The organism is Streptomyces sp. GQFP, from assembly GCF_021545335.1.
Taxonomy (GTDB): Bacteria; Actinomycetota; Actinomycetes; order Streptomycetales; family Streptomycetaceae; genus Streptomyces.
The window spans coordinates 6,031,931-6,051,111 of sequence record NZ_CP089312.1 but is presented as its reverse complement, the minus strand read 5'-3'; the positions used below and the strand labels follow the sequence as shown (position 1 = coordinate 6,051,111).

Sequence of the window (19,181 nt, the reverse complement as noted above, 5' to 3'; positions counted from 1 at the left end):
TTCTGTATGGATGCGGCACGGATACGCGCACGGGAAAGGGCCCGACACCTGAGGCCCGACACCTGAGGCCTGATGCCTGAGGTGCCGGGCCCTGCTCCACCGCGCCCCTGCTCAGCGGACGAGGACCTTCTCCTGCTCGTCCTCCACCGCCTCTTCCGGCCCGCCGGCCACCGCGGCCGCCCGCCCCGGCAGCGCGAACATCACCACGAAGATCAGGCCCATCAACGCGGCCACCCACCCCAGCGCGTGCTGGAACGCGTCCACGAACGCCGGACCCACCTCGGCCGGCGCCAGCCGGTCCCCCATCGCGCCGAAGAACACCACCGACACCAGCCCGAGTCCCAGCGCGTTGCCCATCTGCTGCACGGTGTTGATCAGCCCGGACGCCGACCCGGCGTGCTCCCTCGGCACCTCCGACAGCACCGCGTCCGTCAGCGGGGCGACGATCAGGCCCATGCCGGCGCCCATGACCACCAGGGGCAACGCCATCTGCCAGGAGGCGATCGCCATGCCGTACCTGCCCGACTCCCAGATGTAGAGCAGCACACCCAGGCCCATCACCAGCGCGCCCGCCTGGAGCACCTTGCGGCCGAAGCGCGGGGTCAGTTTCTGGACGGACATGCCGGCCGCAACCGACACCGCGATCGAGAAGGGCACGCCGGTCAGCCCGGCCTTCAGCGGGCTCCAGCCCAGCCCCGACTGCATGTACAGCGTCCAGACCAGGAAGAAGATGCCGAGCCCGACACCGAAGACGGTCTGTACGGCGATGCCCGCGGCGAAGCTCTTCACCTTGAACAGGGACAGCTCGACCAGCGGGGAGCCGTCGATCCGGGTCTTCCGCTTCTCGTACGCCACCAGCGCGCCGAACACGACGAGCGCGCCCGCCATCGACACGTACCCCCACAGCGGCCAGCCCAGCTCGCGCCCGCGGGTCAGCGGGTAGAGCAGCATCAGCAGGCCCAGGGTCACCAGGGCGACGCCGACCAGGTCCAGCTTGAGGGCGCGCGGGGCCTTGGACTCGGTGATGTAGCAGTGGCCGAGGATCAGGCCCGCGATGCCCACCGGCAGGTTGATCAGGAAGATGGGGCGCCATTCGAGGCCGAACAGGTTCCACTCGGTCAGCAGCGCGCCCAGCAGCGGGCCGGACACCGCGCCCAGGCCGACGATCGCGCCGAAGAGGCCGAAAACCTTGCCGCGTTCGTGCGCCGGGAAGGTCGCGTGGACGATCGACAGGACCTGCGGCACCATCAGCGCGGCCATCGCGCCCTGGAGGATGCGGGAGGCGACCAGCATCTCGGGGTTGGCGGCGAAGCCGCAGAGGGCGGAGGCCAGGGTGAAGCCGCCGATGCCGACGAGGAACAGCCGCTTGCGGCCGTGGATGTCGCCCAGGCGTCCGCCGGTGACGAGGCCCGCGGCGAAGGCGAGCGCGTATCCGGCCGTTATCCACTGGATCTGGCTGAAGGAGGCGCCGGCCTCGCGCTGGATCGACGGGATCGCGATGTTGACGATCGTGACGTCGACGAGGTCCATGAAGGCCGCGGTCATCACGATGGCGAGGGCGAACCAGCGCCGCCGGTCGGGCACGACAGCGGGCTCAGCCGTTGATGCCCCGGATATCTCGGTGGAGTTCATGACTGCACGCTAGGACCCCACTAGGTCAGATCCTGTCCTAGTGGTACGGCATCCTCGTACCCATGACGACGGACACCCCGGCCCGGCTCCTTCAGCTCCTCTCGCTCCTCCAGACGCCCCGCGAGTGGCCCGGCGGCGAGCTGGCCGACCGGCTCGGGGTGTCCCGGCGCACCGTGCGGCGGGACATCGACCGGCTGCGGGAACTCGGCTATCCCGTGCAGGCGAGCAAGGGGGCCGACGGCGGGTACCGGCTGGTCGCGGGCAAGGCGCTGCCGCCGCTGGTGCTCGACGACGAGGAGGCGGTGGCCATCGCGGTCGGGCTGCGGGCGGGCGCCGGGCACGCGGTCGAGGGGCTGGACGAGGCCTCCGTACGGGCGCTGGCCAAGCTGGAGCAGGTCCTGCCGTCCCGGCTGCGCCGCCGCGTGTCCACCCTCCAGGCCGCGACCACCCCGCTGACCAGCGGGGACGGTGCGGTCATCGCGCCCGAGACGCTGACCGTGATGGCCTCGGCGGTGGCGGGGCAGGAGCGGCTGCGGTTCGCCTATCGCGCCAAAGACGGTACGGCGACGAAGCGGCTGACCGAGCCGTACCGGCTGGTGTCGACCGGCCGCCGCTGGTATCTCGTCGCCTACGACCTCGACCGCGCCGACTGGCGCACCTTCCGTGTCGACCGGGTCTCCGACCCCTTCGCCACGGGCGCCCGTTTCACCCCGCGCGAGCTGCCGACGGGCGACGCGGCGGAGTATCTGCGCCGGTCGATCCACGTCCGACGGGAGGAGTACGAGTTCGAGGCGACGTTCGCCGCCCCGGCCGCGTTTGTCGCCGCCCGCGTCCCGGGCTGGCTCGGCACCCCCGAGCCCCTCGACGAGCACAACTGCCGCATCCGCTCCTCGACCGGCGACGCGGTGGAGTGGCTGGCGGTACGGCTCGCGTCGGTCGACTGCGCCTTCACGGTCCAGGAACCGCCCGAACTGGTCGAGCGGGTACGGGAGTTGGGGGCCCGCCTGACTCAGGCGGCGGGGAGCTGACTCCGGCAGCCCGCCGGGGCCGACACCGGCACCTCAGGAACCCGCACCTCAGAAGCCGCCGCCACTCCACGGACGCGAACCCGAACTGGTCGACCGCGCATGGGAGTCCAGGCACCCCCGACCCGGGCGGCGGCGGGCACGACCGCCCGCGCCTCAGAAACCGACCCCGCTCCACGAACCGGACCGGCCGACAGACACGGAAGCCGAGCCGCGCCCAACCTGGGTGGCCGGGGATGCCCCGACCGCCGGCCCGCCAAGACCCGCGCCTCAGAAACCGACCCCGCTCCACGAACCCGAACCGGCCGACAGACACGGAAGCCGAGCCGCGCCCAACCTGGGCGGCCGGGGATGCCCCGACCGCCGGCCCGCCAAGACCCGCGCCACAGAAACCGACCCCGCTCCACGAACCCGAACCGGCCGACAGACACGGAAGCCGAGCCGCGCCCAACCTGCGTGGCCGGGGACGCCCCGACCGCCGGCCCGCCAAGACCCGCGCCACAGAAGCCAGCGCCGCTCCACGAACCCGAACCGCCCGACCAGACACGGGAGTCGAGGCACGCCCGACCCGAGACCCGACCGGCGGCTCTCAAAATCCCGCCCCTCAAGGCCCGCGCCTCAGGAACTCGCGCCGCTCCACGGGAAGTCCCGCAGCGTCCCCAAGTTCCGCACCGCCAGTGCCGCCGGGCCGGTCGGGCCGTCGGGTGGGGTGTCCCCGGCCGCCCAGGTCTCGAAGGCGACGCGTACGGCCGCGCTGGCGACGGCCGCCGTGAAGCGGGCCTCGGGTGAGTCGGCCGGGCCCGCGCCCCGGGAGGCCAGCGCCTCCGCGAGTGCACGCTCCGAGGTCCGGCACCGCTCCGCCCACACCCGCAGCAGGGCGGGGCTCTCCTCCGCCAGCCGGAGCAGGGTGCGGGCCCAGTCCAGGGCGCCCGGCGGGACCCCGGCGCCCGGTGTCAGCACATGCCGGGCCGCGTGTTCCAGGGCCTGTGGGACGGACAGTGCGGCCGGTGCCTCGCGCACCGAGTCCGCCCAGTGCTCAGCGCCCGCGCCGAACAGAGGCCCGACGGCCTCTTCCTTGGTGGCGAAGTACCGGTAGAACGTGCGCGGCGCGACCCCGGCCGCCTGGGCGATGTCCTCGGCGCGGGTGGCCCGCAGCCCGTCGGTCACGAAGAGCTTCGCCGCCACTCGGGCGATCTCCATCCGCGTCGCGTACTTGCGCCGCTCGGTGAGCGAACCGGAGAAGCCGGAGGAACCGGAGGAACCGGAGAAATCGGGGTGGGACACGGACGCCAGGTTATGCCGCTGTGGCACAATCTGCCATCCGGCGGGCCACCCCGGGGTTCAGGTACGGGGTGCCCCGCCCTTAAGCGAGGCGGGCGAACAGACGAGCCTGCGAGCGGAAGCAGAAGTGAGCCGGGCTCCGGTACCTGGGGGGGTTAGGTACCGGAGCCCGGCTTGGGATGGTCCCGACGCGGGGGGGGGTTGCGTCGGAACCTAGCTCAGGGGGTCCAGGGGCGTTGCCGCCCGGACCCGGAAGTCCTGGGCCCTGAGGTCTTGTGCCCCGGACCCGCTGGTTTGAAGCAGCGTGACACCGCTATCTTTGCGCGGCCCCCCGCCACCCCGCGCACGCGACCCCCAACAGTCGTACGCCGAGGGCGCGCGCCGCACCCAAGTGCGCCCCTTGCGGGGCGCCCCGCTAGGGGCGCGGGGAACTGCGCGACCAGCCCCCACCGGCCCGCAGCCGAACGAACCGCACTTACGCCGCCGCGTCGAACCCGGTGTCCCGAGCCAACTTCTTCAGCTCCAGCAACGCATGCTTCTCGATCTGCCGAATCCGCTCACGGGTCAACCCGTGCTCCTTGCCGACCTCCGTCAGCGTCCGCTCGCGCCCGTCGTCGATGCCGTACCGCATCTTGATGATGGACGCCGTGCGCTGGTCGAGGCGGCCGATCAGGTCGTCCAGTTCCTCGCTGCGCAGCAGCGTCAGCACGGACTGCTCCGGCGACACCGCCGACGTGTCCTCCAGGAGGTCGCCGAACTGTGTCTCGCCCTCGTCGTCCACGGACATGTTCAGCGAGACCGGGTCGCGCGCCCAGTCCAGGACATCGATCACGCGCTCCGGCGTCGAGTCCAGTTCGGCGGCGATCTCCGCCGGCTCCGGGTCCCGCCCGTTCTTGCGGTTGAACTCGCGCTGCACGCGGCGGATCCGGCCCAGCTCCTCGACCAGATGGACGGGGAGGCGGATCGTGCGCGACTGGTCGGCTATGGAGCGGGTGATGGCCTGACGGATCCACCAGGTGGCGTACGTCGAGAACTTGAAGCCCTTGCGGTAGTCGAACTTCTCGACCGCGCGCACCAGGCCGGCGTTGCCCTCCTGGATCAGGTCGAGAAGGGGCAGGCCGCTGCGGGGGTAGCGGCGCGCCACGGCGACGACCAGCCGGAGGTTGGACCGGATGAAGACGTCCTTGGCCCGCTCGGCCTCGGCGACCAGCGCCTCCAGCTCCTCGACGGTGGGGTCCGCCTTGGCCGACCCGCCCGCGGACGCGGAAAATGTCTCAGCGCCGTCGAGGATCTGGCGTGCGAACACACCGGCCTCGATGGTCTGCGACAGTTCGACCTCTTTCGCGGCGTCGAGCAGCGGGGTCCGCGCTATCTCGTCCAAGTACATGCCGACCAGGTCGCGGTCGGCGATCTCGCCGCCATGGGCGCGAACACTGCGTGCGCCGCCGACGGATCCGCCGGTGGCGGACGACGTACGACGGGCGACGGCACGGGTTGCCATGCGTGCTCCCTTGCGATGGTAGGTCAGCGGGTGGTCCTGGATGTTCCTGTTTGTCTCTGAACGCTCAGCACACTCCTCGCGTGCCCGGCATCCGAAGGAAACAACGACTGGAATCAGGACAGAATTCCCACCGCGCCCTCCTATTTTTCTGATCTTGCAGTACCCTGTGCCGCGCGCAAAGGAGGCGTGATGTCGTCGGAACATGCAGAGGTGCAGGTCAGGCCGGGAGTCGAGGCTGATCTCGCAGCTCTCACCGACCTCTACAACCACTACGTGCGCGAGACACCCACCACGTTCGACACCAAGGTCTTCACACCGGAAGAGCGCCGCCCTTGGCTGCTCTCCTACCCTGAAGACGGCCCGCATCGCCTGATGGTTGCCACCGAGGTGGACTCACAGCGGATTCTGGGGTATGCCACATCCGGCCCTTACCGGGCGAAGCCGGCGTACGGCACCACTGTGGAGGTCACCGTCTATCTCGCACCGGACGCGGGCGGGCGCGGTGTGGGCACCCTGCTCTACAAGGCCCTCTTCGCGGCCCTCGCCGGAGAGGACGTGCACCGCGCGCTGGCCGGGATCGTGCCGCCGAACGAGGCGTCCGTGCGGCTGCACGAGCGCTTCGGGTTCCGGTACGTCGGGACGTACCGCGAGGTGGGCCGCAAGTTCGGCCGGTACTGGGACGTGGCCTGGTACGAGAAGGAACTCTGAGGTCGGGGGCATGGTCCTTCCGGCCCCCGGGCACCTGCCCGAAGGGGCCGAATACCGGCCTACGAGGTCAGCCGAACTGCACCGACCGCTTGGCCATCCCCATCCAGAAGCCGTCGATGACCGACTTCTGGGAGTCCAGCTCGCCGGCCACGTCGGCCGCGCCCATCGTCACGAAGAGCGGGGCGAAGTGCTCGGTGCGCGGGTGGGCGTACTTGCCGGCGGGAGCCTTGTTCAGGAAGTCCAGCAGGCCGTCCACGTCCCGCGCTTCCAGCGCCCGGCGGCCCCAGTCGTCGAACTCGCTCGACCAGGTCGGCACGCCGGGCCCCGTGTGCCGCAGGGCGGCCAGGTTGTGGGTGAAGAAGCCGGAGCCGACGATCAGCACGCCCTCGTCGCGCAGCGGCGCGAGCTTGCGGCCGATGTCCATCAGCTTCACCGGGTCGAGCGTAGGCATGGAGATCTGGAGGACAGGGATGTCCGCCTCGGGGAACATCTCCACCAGGGGGACGTACGCGCCGTGGTCGAGACCACGGTCCGGGACGTCCTGGACGGGGATGCCGGGGGCCCGCAGCAGCTTCCGTACGGACTCGGCGAGTTCGGGGGCGCCCGGGGCGGCGTACTCGACCTGGTAGTAGTGCTCCGGGAAGCCCCAGAAGTCGTAGACGAGGGGGATCGTTTCGATGGCGCCGATGGCGAGCGGGGCCTCTTCCCAGTGGGCGGAGACCATCAGGATCGCCCTGGGGCGCGGCAGGTCGGCCGACCAGGCGGCGAGCTGGCCGGGCCAGATCGCGTCGTCCGCCAACGGGGGCGCGCCGTGACTGAGGTAGAGCGCGGGCATGCGCTCCTGGATGGCGGCGGACATGACTGCTGCTCCCTTCGGTTACCCGAGACAGGCTCTCCTTCAAGTCTGCATCTTGAAGTCTCAAGCTTCTCGCATACTGAACATACATCACTTTGGTTTAAAATTCAAGGACGGGGAACGTAGAGTGGAGTACATGAACACGGCATCTACATCCGACGAGGAGCCCCGCTGGCTCACGGACGAGGAACAGCGCACCTGGCGCGCGTACATGCACGCCGTCACGCTGCTGGAGGACCACCTCGACCGTCAGCTCCAGCGCGACGCGGGTATGCCGCACGTCTACTACGGTCTGCTCGTCGGTCTCGGCGAGGCCGCTGACGGGCGGCTGCGCATGACCGAGCTGGCCATGAAGGCCAAGATCACCCGCTCCCGGCTCTCGCACGCCATCGCCCGGCTGGAGAAGAACGGCTGGGTGCGGCGCGAGGACTGCCCCTCGGACAAGCGCGGCCAGTTCGCGGTCCTGACCGACCAGGGCCAGGAGGTGCTCCGGCGCACCGCGCCGGGCCATGTGACCGCCGTACGCCAGGCACTGTTCGACCGGATCAGCGACGAGCAGCGCAAGACGCTCCACGAGGTCATGGAGATCGTCGCCCAGGGCCTTCAGCCGAAGGACGCGGGCGCGGATCTGCCCTGGCTCCGCTGAGCGGAACCAGGGCAGATCCTGGAGTCGTACGTCACGAGGCGTCCCCACCCCGCGTGACGTACGGAGCGGCCCGAAGGGGTACGAGGGGGACGGCCGCCGGGGTCAGTGGGCGACCACCGGGACCTTCAGCTCCTCCTCCGCGCCCTCGCCGCTGACCGAACCCATGTCCGGGCGGCCGGCGTTGATGAAGGTGAAGGCGATACCCGCGGCGGCGACCAGGATGCCGACGGCGAACCAGATGGCGCTGGTGTAGCCCTCGACCATGCCCTTCAGCTGGACCAGCTGCTGCTGGGAGCGGGAGGACGCGCCGCCGATGTGGTCGGCGACGTACGTCGTCGTCGCCGAGGCGGCGATGGTGTTCAGCAGGGCCGTACCGATGGCGCCGCCAACCTGCTGCGAGGTGTTGACCATCGCGGAGGCGACACCGGAGTCACGCGGCTCGACGCCCAGCGTGGCCAGGGACATGGCCGGCATGAACGCCGTACCCATACCGAGGCCGAGCAGGAGCATGGCCGGCAGGAGCAGGGCCGCGTACGAGGAGCCGATCTCCATCTGGGTCAGGAACAGCATGCCCAGTGCGGCGACCAGGAAGCCCGGGCCCATCAGCAGGCGCGGGGCGACCCGGGTCATCAGGCGGGCGCCGATCTGGGTGGAGCCCGTGATCATGCCGACGATCATCGGCAGGAAGGCGAAGCCGGTCTTGACCGGCGAGTAGCCCTTCACGACCTGCAGGTAGTAGGTCAGGAAGAGGAACAGGCCGAACATCGCGATGATCGCGAGGCCGAGGGAGAGGTAGACACCGCCGCGGTTGCGCTCGGTGATGACGCGCAGGGGCAGCAGCGGGGCCTTGACCCTGGCCTCGACGAACACGAAGGCCGCCAGCAGCACCGCCGAGGCGACGAACATGCCGATCGTCAGGGAGTCGCTCCAGCCCTCGGACTCGGCCCGCGTGAAGCCGTAGACGAGAGAGACCAGACCGAGGGTGGACAGGACGACACCCGGGATGTCGAGCGGCGAGCGGTTGCGGCTGCCGGACGGCTCACGGATGACGAAGTACGCGCCGAGGGCGGCGACGATCGCGAACGGGATGTTGACGAAGAACGTCCAGCGCCAGTCGAGGTACTCGGTGAGGAAGCCGCCGAGGATCAGACCGACGGCGCCACCGCCACCGGCGATCGCACCGTAGATGCCGAACGCCTTGGCGCGCTCCTTGGCGTCGGTGAACATCACCGCGAGCAGGGAGAGCGCGGCGGGCGCGAGCAGTGCGCCGAAGGCACCCTGGAGGGCGCGGGAGCCGAGGAGCATCGCCTCGTTCGTCGCGGCGCCGCCCAGCGCGGAGGCCGCGGCGAAGCCGATCAGACCGGTGACGAAGGTGTTCTTGCGGCCCCAGATGTCGGCGATCCGGCCGCCGAAGAGCAGCAGTCCGCCGAAGGCGAGGGCGTAGGCCGTGATGACCCACTGCCGGTTGCCGTCCGAGATCCCCAGGTCCTGCTGGGCGGAGGGCAGGGCGATGTTCACGATGGTCGCGTCGAGCACGACCATCAGCTGGGCGATCGCTATGAAGGTCAGCGCCTTCCAGCGGTTGGCGTCGGGTGCCGGCGCCTTGGCGGCGACAGCCTGGGCTGTTTCAGACATGGGGGTACCCACTTCGGGACTTCGTGACGGAAAAAGGACGTGAAGGAACGCGAAAAGGACGTGACGGGGACGAGAAAAGGGGAGCGGAGAGGTGTGGAGAGAGGGTCAGGTCGCCGTCAGGGCTGGCGCAGGTCCTCCATCGTCGCGGCCGTGCCGGGGAGCACGGAGGGGGCCGGGGCCCGCAGACCGTCCAGGAACAGTTGCAGGTGCCGGTGCACGAAGCGGTCGATGCTCATGCAGCCGGTGCCGGCCGGAGGACGGCTGAGCTGGGCCACGACGACCATCAGGTCGCCGACGCCCACGTCGGTGCGGAGCTGACCGGCCGCCTTCGCCCGGTCCATGACGTTCTCGGTGAGCTGTTCGACCCGCTCCCGCGCCGCCTCCAGGTCGGGGTGACGCTTGTCGAAGGTGCTGGTCATCATCGGGCAGAGCGCGCTGAGGCGTTCGTCGGCGGTGACGTGCACAAAGCGCTCCAGCGCCGCGAAGGCGTCGCCGGTCTCCGCGAGGGCGACTTCGGCCGCCTCGGACATGCGGTCCATGACCGAGCAGACGACCTCGCGGGCGAGGGCCTCCCGGTCCGGGAAGTTGCGGTACACCGTGGCATTGCCGACGCCGGCCCGGCGGGCGATCTCGTCGATCGGCACCTCGGCGCCGAACTCGACGAACATCTCGCGGGCGGCGGTGACGATCCGCTCCCGGTTGCGCAGGGCGTCGGCGCGGGGCCGGGTCGCCTTCTGCACGGGGGTCGCGGTCTGCACGGCGTACTCCTTCATGGATTTCACGGACTTCACGGACTTCATGGACTTCATGAACGGTGTGTTTCGATCCGGGGAGGCAGTCCCCGTTTCGCTCGGACACATGGCTAAACGGGGAAGTGGTCCCCGGTTATTTCCCGCATCCGAAGAGATTCCATGTGACCTGGGTCACATGGAATCGGGGCGGGATACCCACGATCGGTCTCCTCCAGCGCGCGCTCCCGCCGACCTCGACACAGGGTGATCGGAAGGGTGCAGTCCGAGACCGGCGGCTGCCGTGGCGCGAAGGGTCCGTGCATGCAGCAGCCGACCAGCCGTCGTCGGATACGCCCGCCGGGCACCCCGCGTCCCCGCCGGGTGGCCGCCCTGGTGTCCGTGGCCGCGCTGACCCTCGCGGTCAGCACCTCGGCCGGGACCGGACAGCTCACCAGGGGTTCCACGACGGCCGCGGGCTCGGTCCCGCTGGCCCGCTCCTCCCAGCTCAGCCCCTGTGTGATCAGGGGCGGCCTCGGCGTCCAGATGTCCGAGGGCCTGCCCACCCCGGCCGGCTACTCCCGCTCCACCGGCACCGTCCGCGCACTGAACCTGATGGTCGACTTCTCCGACGCCCCCGGCCAGGGCAGCGCCCTCGACCGGCTCGCGGAGTTCTTCCCGCAGACCCGCGACTGGTTCACCACCAGCTCCTACGGCCGCCTCGACTACCGCCCCGAGGCCCCCGTCGACACCTGGCTGCGGATGCCCCGCGCCTTCCGCTCGTACGGCATACAGCGCGGCGCCCCCTTCGACCCCGGCTACCGCAGGCTCGTCCAGGACATCGTGGCCGCGGCCGACCCGAAGGTCGACTTCCGCTCGTACGACCTGCTGAACGTGCTGGTCACCCCGAACGCGGGCCCCTCCGCCCTGGACACCGTCCTGTCCGTCACCTTCGCCGGCAACAGGGAGGCGCCGGTCGCGGACGGGGTGCCCGTCGCCAACGCGTCCTTCGTCTACTCCCGGCAGGACGACGGCTCGGGGTCGTACGACACCACGGGCTACCGCGTCCTCCCGCACGAGAACGGCCATGTGTTCGGGCTGCCCGACCTCTACACGCAGCACGGCGGGGGCGCGGTCGGCCACTGGGACATCATGAGCGAGGACTGGGGGGCCAACAACGACCTGCTCGGCTGGCACAAGTGGAAGCTCGGCTGGCTGGACCCCGCGCAGGTCGGGTGCGCGGTGGCGGCCGGGACGAGCGAGTACACCCTCACCCCGCTGGCCCGTCCCGGCGGCGCGAAACTGGTCTTCGTGCCCATCAACTCCCGTACGGGGTACGCCGTCGAGCTGCGGACGCGCGAGGGCAACGACGAGACGGTGTGCCGGCCGGGTGTGCTGATCTACAAGGTCGACGCGAACGTCGACACGGGCCGTGGTCCGATCACGGTGTACGACTCCCGCCGGGACAGCGGCGGCTGCACGCGCAGCCCGAACGTCCACGCGGAACTCTCCGACGCGCCCTTCGCCCCCGGCGAGTCCTTCACGGACCCGAGGCGGAGCATCCGCATCACCGTGGCGAGCGCGGACCTCGACGGGAACCACCGGGTGGCGATCACCCGCCGGTAAGGGTTCCCGTAGTGGTGGGTGCCGGTAGGAGTGGGTGCCGGTAGGAGTGGGTGGCGGTAAGAGTGGGTGCCGGGCGCACGGTCGGCGGTTCCCTACGGGCATTACGGTGAGCCCATGATTGACCCCGTCCACCCCGTCCCCGGCCAGGTTTCCGCCCCCGCTCCCGTGCCCGCCGAGGCCGTCGCCCCGCTGATGCGCGGGATCGCCGTACTGCGGCAACTGACGGAGGCGGGCGGGACGTTGAGCCTGAGCGGTCTTGAGCGGGCGACCGGCCTGGCGCGTTCCACCGTCGACCGGATCACGGCGACCCTCGCCCGCATGGGGTACGTCCGTCTCGACGGCCGGGACGCGGTTCTCACCCCTCGGCTGATGGAACTCGGCAACGCCTATCTGGCCGCCCTCCGGCTGCCCGCCCTGCTCGACGCGCACGCGGACGCCCTCGCCGACGAGCTGGACGAGTCGGTGTCGCTGGCGGTCGGCGACCGGGACGGCATCCGCTTCATCCACCAGGCAACCCGCCGCCGCGCGATGTCCCTCAGCTTCCGCATCGGCGACCTCCTCCCCGCCGAACGCACCGCCCCCGGCCCGCTGTTCGCCACGGAATGGACGCCCGCGGACTGGCACCGCTGGCACGAACGCCGGACGGCGGACCCGACCGACCTGGGCTTCCCGGCGGTCCCGCCACGCACCTCGGACGCCTCGGGCGCCTCGGACGCCTCGGACGCCGACTTCGAGGCGTACGTCGAGCGGGCCCGCGCCGACGGCTGGGCACTGGACGACCAGCTGATCGAGCCGGGGCTGGTCGCGGTCTCCGTACCCGTACGGGACCCCCGTACGGGCCGGGTGGCCTGTGTGGCGAGCGTGGTCAGCCACACGAGCCGCCGCACGGCGACCGACCTGCGCGAGGAACTGCTGCCGCGACTGCGGTCGACGGTGGCGGCGATGGAGGCCGAACTAAGGGAGCGGCCAGCCTCCAAGCCACCGGCACGCCCCTCGGACCTGGCGGCCTGGACGGGGGCCTCGAAGCAGGAACTGGGCCGGGAGTTCATCGAGTCCCTGGCCAGGGGCCTGACCGTCCTGACAGCCTTCGGCGAGTCCCGCGCCGAGCTGACCCTGACGGAGGTCGCCCGGGCAACGGGCCTGGCAAGGGCGACCGCACGCCGGGCCCTGATCACGTACGAGCACCTGGGATACGTGGAGTCGCAGGGCCGGACCTTCACCCTCACCCCCCGAGTCCTGTCCCTCGGCTTCCCGCCCCTCTCCCGCACCTCCCTGCCCGAGATCGCCTCCCCCCACCTGGCCGAACTCGCGGGCCGGGTACAGGAGTCGGCGTCCCTGGCGGTACTGATGGATACGGAGATCCAGTACACGGCGAGGGTGGCGACGAGGCGCATCATGAGCGCCAACATCACGGTCGGGACGCGCCTCCCGGCGTACCCCACCTCGATGGGCCGAGTCCTCCTGGCCGACACACCGGACGAAGCCGTCACAGGGGTACTGGCGGAGGTACGGAAGCAGGGCTACGCCCTGGTCAACGAGGAGCTGGAGGAGGGCCTGCGCTCGATCGCGGTCCCGGTCCGCGACCGCACGGGCCGGGTGGTCGCGGCGGTAAGCGTGGAGATGCACACAACCCGGCGTACGGCGGAGCAGTGCGTGGAGGAGATCCTGCCGGAGCTGCACGGGACGGCGTCCCGGATCGAGGGGGAGCTGAGGACGGCGGGGCGGTTCACGAGGGTGCCGCTGGCGTAGGGGGCACGGGTTCTGTCGTACGAGTTCGCGGGCGCGGGCTGGATCGGGCGCGCGCAGCGCCCCGATAGGGGCGCGGGGAACTGCGCGACAAGCCCCCACCGGCCCGCGGACGAACGAACCACACACATCCGTTCACCCACCTAACCTTCGTCCCCATACGTGGATACCATCCGCATGGACAGACAAGGAGTACGCGTGTGAACACGAGCCAGCCGACCGTCACCACCTTCGCCGTCTACCCCGTCGCCGGCCACGACAGCATGGAGCTGAACCTCTCCGGCGCCCACGGCCCCTACTTCACCCGCAACATCGTGATCCTCACCGACTCCGAGGGCCGTACGGGACTCGGCGAGGTCCCGGGCGGCGAGAAGATCACGCGGACACTGCGCGACGCGGAGTCGCTGGTCGTCGGGGCGAAGGTGGGCGACTACAAGCGCGTCCTGCGGGAGATCGGCGCCCGCTTCGCCGACCGTGACTCGGGCGGACGCGGCGCCCAGACCTTCGACCTGCGGACCACCGTCCACGCGGTGACGGCCGTCGAGTCGGCCCTGCTCGACCTCCTCGGCCAGCACCTGGACGTACCGGTCGCGGCCCTGCTCGGCGACGGCCAACAACGGGATTCCGTACGGGTGTTGGGCTACCTCTTCTACGTCGGCGACCCGGACCGGACGGACCTGGACTACGTCCGCGAGCCGGACTCCCCCGTCGACTGGTACCGCGTACGGCACGAGGAGGCCCTGACCCCGGAGGCGATCGTCCGCCAGGCAGAGGCCACCCACGCCCTGTACGGCTTCCGGGACTTCAAGCTCAAGGGCGGGGTCCTGGAAGGCGCGGAGGAGGTCAAGGCCGTACGGGCGCTGAAGGACCGTTTCCCGGAGGCCCGGATCACCCTCGACCCGAACGGCGCGTGGTCGCTGCGCGAGGCGATCGAGCTGTGCGCGCCCCTGACCGGCACGCTGGCCTACGCCGAGGACCCGTGCGGCGCGGAGGACGGTTTCTCGGGGCGCGAGATCCTGGCCGAGTTCCGCCGGGCGACGGGTCTGCCGACGGCGACCAACATGATCGCCACGGACTGGCGTCAGCTGACCCACGCCCTCGCCCTCCAGTCGGTCTCCATCCCGCTGGCCGACCCGCACTTCTGGACCATGCAGGGCTCCGTGCGCGTGGCCCAGCTGTGCAACGCGATGGGCCTGACCTGGGGCTGCCACTCCAACAACCACTTCGACATCTCGCTGGCCATGGTGACCCACTGCGGGGCGGCGGCCCCGGGCGAGTACAACGCCCTCGACACCCACTGGATCTGGCAGGAGGGCCTGGAACGCCTCACGGTCGCCCCGCCCCGGATCGTCGACGGCGAGATCGCGGTGCCGGACGCGCCGGGGCTCGGCGTCCAGGTGGACATGGAGCGGGTGCTCGCGGCGCACGAGCTGTACCGGGAGCGGGCGCTCGGGGCGCGGGACGACGCGGTCACCATGCAATACCTGGTCCCTGGCTGGGAGTTCGACGGGAAGCGGCCCTGTCTGGTGCGGTAGGGACACGGGCCGGTCCCGTACTTCACTTCGACCTTCACTTCGACCTTCACTTCGACCTTCACTTCGACCTTCACTTCGCCGGGCCGCTGATAGGCAACTCGCGCTATAGTCAACAATGTGAATAGGTCACCAGTTGGCTACCCCTATCTCCGCTATGTCGCCCTGGGCGACAGCCAGACCGAGGGCGTCGGTGACGGCGACGACGGATCGGGGCTGCGGGGATGGGCGGACCGGCTCGCCGAGCAGATCGCGCGGCACAGCCCGGGCGCGCGGTACGCCAATCTCGCCGTACGCGGCCGGCTCGCCGGGCAGGTGCGCGCCGAGCAGCTCGCGCCCGCGCTGGCGCTGCGTCCCGACCTGGTGACGGTCGTGGCCGGCGTCAACGATCTGCTGCGTCCCCGTTTCGACGCGGACGAGGTGGCGGGTCACCTGGAGGCCATGTTCGCCGCGCTCACCGGCCAGGGGGCCCGCGTCGCGACGCTCACCTTCCCCGACATCACCCTGATCACACCGCTGGCCCGCCCGGCCGGTCACCGGGTCGTCGCCCTCAACGACCGCATCCGGGAAGCGGCCCGGCGGCACGGTGTCGTCGTCGCCGAGACCACCCACCACCAGGTGGTCACCGACCCGCGATTATGGAGCACCGACCGGCTGCACGCGGGCCCGCTCGGTCACGCCCGGATCGCCGCCGCGGTCGCGCACGCGCTGGAGCTACCCGGCAGCGACGACAGCTGGACGCGGCCGCTCCCGACTCCGCCCGCCTCCTCCACGGGCCTTCGAGCGGTCGGCACCGAACTGCGCTGGGCCGGTTCTTTCCTAGGGCCGTGGCTGGTTAGGCGACTGCGCGGCCGCTCGTCCGGTGACGGCCGCGAGGCCAAGCGCCCGGCCCTGCTTCCGGTGACGCCTCTCTGACATCCCGTACTCAGGGCGTGCCCGCCGCGCGTGCGATCTCGTCGAACTTCGCGCCCATGGCCTCGGCCAGCGCGTTCGCGGCCGAGAGGGGGCGGACCATCACCATGAAGTCGTCGATCTTCCCCTCCTCGTCGAAGTGGAGGAAGTCGCAGCCGGTGAGCTGCCTGCCGTTCACGGTGGCGGTGAAGACGAGGGCGTGATCGCGACCGTCCGGGTCCGCTATCTCCCGGATGTAGGCGAAGTCCTCGAAGACCTCCGACACGGCGTTCAGGATCGCGGCGGTGATCGCCTTGCCGGCGTACGGCTTGAAGACGACGGGGCTGGTGAAGACGACGTTCTCGGCCAGCAGGGCGGCGACGGAATCCATGTCGCCTGCTTCGACGGCCGCGCGGAAGGGATGCACAGGATCACCTCACATGGTCAACGAGTATTCAGCGGACATGCGCAATTATTCAATAAGTTGAATAGGTGCATCACAGACTAGGGTGGTGGCATGGCTCTGCGCAACGCGGTGATGGCCGCCCTTCTGGAGGGCGAGGCGTCCGGGTACGACCTCGCGAAGGGGTTCGACGCCTCCGTCGCCAACTTCTGGATGGCCACCCCCCAGCAGCTCTACCGGGAGCTGGAGCGCATGGAGGGCGACGGGCTCATCACGGCCCGCGTCGTGCAGCAGGAACGCCGCCCCAACAAGCGGCTGTTCTCCCTCACCGAGGCCGGACTGGAGGCGGTGCGCGCCTACACCGCCGAGTCCCCGTCCAGGCCGACGGCCATCAGGGACGAGCTGATGGTCAAGGTCCAGTGCGTCGACACGGGCGACACCGACGCCGTACGGGCCTCGATCGCCGAACGCATGGAGTGGTCCACCGCCAAGCTGGCCCGCTACGAGCGCCTCCGGAACCGCCTGCTGGACGGACGTACCGAGGACGAGTTCTTCGCGACGGCCGAGCGGATCGGCCCCTACCTCACCCTGCTGCGGGGGATCGCCCTGGAACAGGAGAACCTCCGGTGGGGCACGCTGGCCCTGACGCGGCTGGAACAGCGGGCCTCGGCCGCGACAGGGACCTGACCTGCTCCTCCTGCCCGACGACTGAGGGTGCGGTCAGAGGCCGAAGCCGCGCACACGGCGGCCTTGGATCGTCGGGGTGTCGATGATCGGGCCGCGGACCTCGTCTCGCCGGTCCGCATCGTCCAGGGGAGGCATCACCGCTTGGAACGCTTCGGAATCGATCAGGGGCCCGGGATCCTGATCGATGTTCCGGGAGACCTGCTTGGCCGTGAGGTCGGGCGGTTCGGCGGCGCCCGCGTGGTGGCGCAGCAACTGGGCCAGCTCGCGCAGACGGTCGACATTTATGTTGTGCACGGCTTCGCCGATGACGCGGGTCGTGTCGTCGGCGAGGGCCAGGAAGGTGGGGTGCAGGACGTACTTGCCCAACTTGACCGCGCCCTCCAGCTTTTGGTCACCGCGGACCACATCGGTGACGAGGGCGGCGGTCCAGCCCGCGCTCGATGCGTTCGGGAGCAGGAGCCGCCCGAAGACGTCGAAGGTGTCGGCCGACCAGAGTTCCCCGGCGTGCGGGACGTCGTCCCGGCCCGGTGCGCCGACCGCGCCGAGGTCGGCCTTCGCCCAGCTGTGCGCCCGTACATGCACGGCGAGAGCGAGAGCCGTACGGACGAATCCCTCCTGCGCCTCGGCCCCGACCGGCGGGTGGTCCGGCAGCAGGCCGGGCGCCAGCATCTCCTGCGTCCGCCTCGCCAGGAGCCCGAGGGCCGACGCCCGCCGATCCGGGTCCGGAGGGTCCTGACGCAGCTCCCGGAACGCGTCGACGGCGGCCCTCAGCACCCCGCGGGCCAGCCGGTCGAGGTGCTCGGGCGAGGTGGTGGACCACAGGGGCGGCCCCGTACGGTCGTCGGAGTTCATGTCGCTCCCTACTGTCGGTAGCGGACCTCCAGCATCACGCAGCCGTCGGTTGTCCGGTAAGGGCCGTGTTCCATGCCTGGGGGACGGGAGGCGAAGTCTCCTGCGCGGAAGGTCCGGTCCAGGGACAGGTCGTGCAGGTCGCCTTCGAGGAGGTAGACCTCCTCGACCCACTCGTGCCGGATCACCCCGGAAGGCGAGGTGTCGAGGCCTGGCTCCCAGCGCACCAGCCGGGTCAGCACGTCCGGGTCGGCCTCGTCCCTGCTCAGAATCCGCTCGGCGGTCCCGGGCTGCGGTCCGGTGCGCCATGGCATGGCGTCCGGTGAGAAGAATTCCCGCTCGTTCTTCAAGGTCTCTCCCTGATGCCTGGTCCCTGGTCCCTGTTTGGCGGGTGGGGGGTTGTGGCACAGCCCGACCTGCCAACTGCCGAGCCAGGCTCCTAGCTTGGCATCGGGCCGAGCGGCCACCGGACGGTGGCCGCTTCGAGGGCACGGCCGCAAGAAGAAGAGAATGCGATGAACCACAGAGGAACCCCTGCCCGCGCTGCGCGAGGCGGCGCTGCCGCCGGAGGCCCTCACGACGACGGGCGTCGAAGCACCGCCCCGCCGCTGAGCTCGACCAAACAACCGAACAGAACAAGACGGGACACTCAACGTGCCGCCGCCCTGGCCCCGCCCCGATCCCGCGCCCGTGCCGGCAGCCGGGCCGGGGCGGCAGCAGCCCGCACCCCTCACCCGCTACACTTGCGCAGGTGCGTGGCCTCGGCCGTGCGCGGTACAACCCACCGGAATCACGTGTCTGGAATCGCAGGGTTCAACCCGATTTCCGACCCGTGTTCCTACAGACCCCGCCTTCGTAGCTCAGGGGATAGAGCACGGCTCTCCTAAAGCCGGTGTCGCAGGTTCGAATCCTGCCGAGGGCACCAAAGTAGTTTTATTCGAACCTTCGACACCCCGAACGGGGGTCGGAAGGTGAGCAGAGAGACCCCCAGCCAGCGTGCGGGGGGTCTTCTTGTTGGCGGACGATGCGGGCCGTTCCAGGACTTCACGCAGCCTGGCCTGCCCCTCTGCGCGATCAGTCCGGGTCGTTTGCCCCGCCCCCAGGACGTCTCCGTCAAGCAGCGTGTCGAACGGTTCGGCGTACTCGCTGTGGACACCGTCCTCGTCGATCATGAGGTGGGTGAAGAACGCCTGGTTGAACAGCCTGCGTAGCTGAGGATCAGCTGCCAGGTAAGCGGCGTGGCAGTCGCGGGCAAGGTCGAGTGCGCGTGTGAGGTTGGTCTCGATGGCGTCGAAGGTGGCCGTGGCCGCGCCGAGCCTGGCCTCGATAGCCGTGAGCTGGTCGGTGATGCGCTGCTGTTCGCTGGCGATGAGGTCCATCGGCACCGCACCGCTGTAGATCGCTTCGAGAAGCTTCTGACGTTGCGCGGTGAGCT

At 70.4% G+C, this 19,181-nt stretch carries 17 protein-coding genes and 1 tRNA gene; 9 read left to right on the top strand and 9 right to left on the bottom strand.

Translation table 11 applies throughout. The features are described 5' to 3' along the window. Positions 1 to 111 precede the first annotated feature (111 nt). Positions 112 to 1,632, bottom strand: coding sequence for an MFS transporter (locus tag LUX31_RS27100; RefSeq protein WP_235477889.1), 1,521 nt, complete (start codon positions 1,630 to 1,632; stop codon positions 112 to 114). Between the two features lie 62 nt (positions 1,633 to 1,694). On the opposite strand from LUX31_RS27100, the gene LUX31_RS27095 reads away from it, so the two are divergent. After that, positions 1,695 to 2,660 (top strand): helix-turn-helix transcriptional regulator, encoded by a 966-nt coding sequence (locus tag LUX31_RS27095; RefSeq protein WP_235477888.1) that lies wholly within the window; start codon positions 1,695 to 1,697, stop codon positions 2,658 to 2,660. A 615-nt stretch (positions 2,661 to 3,275) separates the two neighbouring features. Here LUX31_RS27095 and LUX31_RS27090 read toward each other — a convergent pair. Next, a complete protein-coding gene (locus LUX31_RS27090; RefSeq protein ID WP_443046004.1) occupies positions 3,276 to 3,941 on the bottom strand; it encodes a TetR/AcrR family transcriptional regulator in 666 nt (221 codons plus the stop codon). 472 nt (positions 3,942 to 4,413) lie between these two features. After that, complete coding sequence (locus LUX31_RS27085) at positions 4,414 to 5,439, bottom strand: sigma-70 family RNA polymerase sigma factor (RefSeq protein ID WP_235477887.1); 1,026 nt, start codon at positions 5,437 to 5,439, stop codon at positions 4,414 to 4,416. Positions 5,440 to 5,628: 189 nt separating this feature from the next. Between LUX31_RS27085 and LUX31_RS27080 the strand changes: the two genes are divergently transcribed. Further along, positions 5,629 to 6,147, top strand: a complete 519-nt coding sequence (locus tag LUX31_RS27080; protein WP_235477886.1) for a GNAT family N-acetyltransferase — start codon at positions 5,629 to 5,631, stop codon at positions 6,145 to 6,147. Between the two features lie 67 nt (positions 6,148 to 6,214). Here LUX31_RS27080 and LUX31_RS27075 read toward each other — a convergent pair whose 3' ends face one another. Further along, positions 6,215 to 7,006 (bottom strand): dioxygenase family protein, encoded by a 792-nt coding sequence (locus LUX31_RS27075; protein WP_235477884.1) that lies wholly within the window; start codon positions 7,004 to 7,006, stop codon positions 6,215 to 6,217. Positions 7,007 to 7,139: 133 nt separating this feature from the next. Between LUX31_RS27075 and LUX31_RS27070 the strand changes: the two genes are divergently transcribed. After that, on the top strand, positions 7,140 to 7,649 hold the full coding sequence (locus LUX31_RS27070; protein ID WP_235477881.1) for a MarR family winged helix-turn-helix transcriptional regulator: 510 nt from the start codon (positions 7,140 to 7,142) through the stop codon (positions 7,647 to 7,649). A 102-nt stretch (positions 7,650 to 7,751) separates the two neighbouring features. Here the strand turns inward: LUX31_RS27070 and LUX31_RS27065 are convergent, their stop codons facing one another. Next, positions 7,752 to 9,284 (bottom strand): MFS transporter, encoded by a 1,533-nt coding sequence (locus LUX31_RS27065; protein WP_235477879.1) that lies wholly within the window; start codon positions 9,282 to 9,284, stop codon positions 7,752 to 7,754. Positions 9,285 to 9,400: 116 nt separating this feature from the next. Continuing rightward, positions 9,401 to 10,042 carry a TetR/AcrR family transcriptional regulator gene (locus LUX31_RS27060; protein ID WP_235480069.1) on the bottom strand — a complete coding sequence of 214 codons (642 nt, stop codon included), beginning with the start codon at positions 10,040 to 10,042 and terminating at the stop codon, positions 9,401 to 9,403. Positions 10,043 to 10,336: 294 nt separating this feature from the next. Between LUX31_RS27060 and LUX31_RS27055 the strand changes: the two genes are divergently transcribed. The 4 genes from LUX31_RS27055 (at position 10,337) to LUX31_RS27040 (ending at position 15,831) form a co-directional block, all read left to right on the top strand. Then, positions 10,337 to 11,638, top strand: coding sequence for a M6 family metalloprotease domain-containing protein (locus LUX31_RS27055; RefSeq protein ID WP_235477878.1), 1,302 nt, complete (start codon positions 10,337 to 10,339; stop codon positions 11,636 to 11,638). Between the two features lie 114 nt (positions 11,639 to 11,752). Further along, positions 11,753 to 13,387: an IclR family transcriptional regulator domain-containing protein gene (locus LUX31_RS27050; protein ID WP_235477877.1), complete on the top strand. Its 1,635-nt coding sequence runs from the start codon at positions 11,753 to 11,755 to the stop codon at positions 13,385 to 13,387. Between the two features lie 260 nt (positions 13,388 to 13,647). Further along, positions 13,648 to 14,919 carry an enolase C-terminal domain-like protein gene (locus tag LUX31_RS27045; protein WP_235480068.1) on the top strand — a complete coding sequence of 424 codons (1,272 nt, stop codon included), beginning with the start codon at positions 13,648 to 13,650 and terminating at the stop codon, positions 14,917 to 14,919. Positions 14,920 to 15,036: 117 nt separating this feature from the next. Continuing rightward, positions 15,037 to 15,831 (top strand): SGNH/GDSL hydrolase family protein, encoded by a 795-nt coding sequence (locus LUX31_RS27040; protein ID WP_235477876.1) that lies wholly within the window; start codon positions 15,037 to 15,039, stop codon positions 15,829 to 15,831. A 10-nt stretch (positions 15,832 to 15,841) separates the two neighbouring features. Here LUX31_RS27040 and LUX31_RS27035 read toward each other — a convergent pair whose 3' ends face one another. Continuing rightward, the gene (locus tag LUX31_RS27035) at positions 15,842 to 16,234 is read right to left on the bottom strand and encodes a nuclear transport factor 2 family protein (protein WP_235477875.1); all 393 of its coding nucleotides are present in this window, start codon (positions 16,232 to 16,234) and stop codon (positions 15,842 to 15,844) included. A 90-nt stretch (positions 16,235 to 16,324) separates the two neighbouring features. On the opposite strand from LUX31_RS27035, the gene LUX31_RS27030 reads away from it, so the two are divergent. After that, entirely contained in the window at positions 16,325 to 16,897 is a 573-nt protein-coding gene (locus LUX31_RS27030; RefSeq protein ID WP_235477873.1) for a PadR family transcriptional regulator, read from the top strand. Positions 16,898 to 16,930: 33 nt separating this feature from the next. On the opposite strand, the gene LUX31_RS27025 is transcribed toward LUX31_RS27030, so the two are convergent. Next, positions 16,931 to 17,749 (bottom strand): hypothetical protein, encoded by an 819-nt coding sequence (locus LUX31_RS27025; protein ID WP_235477872.1) that lies wholly within the window; start codon positions 17,747 to 17,749, stop codon positions 16,931 to 16,933. A gap of 8 nt (positions 17,750 to 17,757) precedes the next feature. Continuing rightward, positions 17,758 to 18,096, bottom strand: a complete 339-nt coding sequence (locus LUX31_RS27020) for a cupin domain-containing protein (RefSeq protein WP_235477871.1) — start codon at positions 18,094 to 18,096, stop codon at positions 17,758 to 17,760. Positions 18,097 to 18,595: 499 nt separating this feature from the next. Between LUX31_RS27020 and LUX31_RS27015 the strand changes: the two genes are divergently transcribed. After that, positions 18,596 to 18,671, top strand: a tRNA-Arg gene (locus tag LUX31_RS27015). Positions 18,672 to 19,181: the final 510 nt, after the last annotated feature.